1 protein-coding gene is annotated in these 1,156 nt (G+C 76.2%); it reads left to right on the top strand.

Translation table 11 applies throughout. The features are described 5' to 3' along the window. Positions 1-1,123 (top strand): ABC transporter permease (locus tag ZRA01_RS20090; RefSeq protein ID WP_141355144.1); only part of this gene is annotated, 1,123 nt, incomplete at its 5' end. Between the last annotated feature and the right edge of the window lie 33 nt (positions 1,124-1,156).

Below are 1,156 nucleotides of genomic sequence, written 5' to 3'. Positions count from 1 at the left end.
GCGGCTGGCCGCGGCCCGGCTGGCGGCGGCGCCCGGCCACGCGGTGGTGGCGGCGGCCGGCGTGCTGGTGAGCGTGGCGCTGGCGGCGGCGATGGCGATCATGGTGGCGTCGTTCCGCGATTCGGTGGATGACTGGCTGGCCCAGCTGCTGCCGGCCGACCTTTACCTGCGTGCCGACAAGGCGAGCGGCAGCGGCCATCTAGATGAAGCCTTGCAGGCGCGCATTGCCGCGACGGCGGGGGTGGGCACGGTGAGCTTCACCCGCCACGACAGCCTGCGCCTCGCGGCCGGGCAGGCGCCGGTGGCGCTGATCGCCCGGCCCCTGTCGCCCGACGGGCGCGAGCTGCCCCGGGTGGGCGGCGTGCCGGTGGCGGGCGAGGGGCCGGCGGTGTGGATCTCCGAGGCGATGGTGGACCTCTACGGCTGGCAGCCCGGCGACGCGGTGACGCTGCCGATCGCCGGCCAGCCGCTGCGGGCCCATGTGGCCGGGGTGTGGCGGGACTACGCGCGCCAGACCGGCGCGGTGATGATCGACCTGGAAACCTACCGGCGCCTCGGCGGCGACCGGCTCGCCAACGACGCGGCGATCCACCTGGCGCCGGGCGCCGCGGCCCGCCAGGTGGCCGAGGCGCTCGCCGCCGCGGCGGGGCCGGGCGTGCTGGAGGTGGCCTACCCGGGCGAGATCCGGGCGATCAGCCTGCGCATCTTCGACCGCACGTTTGCGGTCACCTATCTGCTCGAGGCGGTGGCGGTGGCGATCGGCCTGGCCGGCGTGGCGGCGAGTTTTGCGGCGCTGGCGGCGGCGCGGCGGCGGGAGTTCGGGATGCTCCGCCACCTCGGCCTGACCCGCCGCCAGGTGGGCGCGATGCTGGCCCGCGAAGGCGCGCTGGCGGCCGGCGTCGGCGTGGTGGCGGGGCTGGCGGCGGGTGGGGCGATCGGGCTGGTACTGATCCGGGTGGTGAACCGGCAGAGCTTCCACTGGAGCATGGATGTGCATGTGCCGTGGGCGTCGCTGGCGCTGTTCGGCCTGGCGCTGGTGGCGCTGGGCGCGCTCTCCGCCGTCCTCGCCGGCCGCCAGGCCATGCGCCAGGACGCGGTGCTGGCGGTGCGGGAGGATTGGTGAGGTCTTGCCAGACCCCCCTGTCCCCCCTTGGCA

Origin of the sequence: Zoogloea ramigera (assembly GCF_006539865.1) — a bacterium.
GTDB classification, from domain to species: Bacteria; Pseudomonadota; Gammaproteobacteria; order Burkholderiales; family Rhodocyclaceae; genus Zoogloea; species Zoogloea ramigera.
This window is presented reverse-complemented; position numbering and strand designations above follow the sequence as displayed.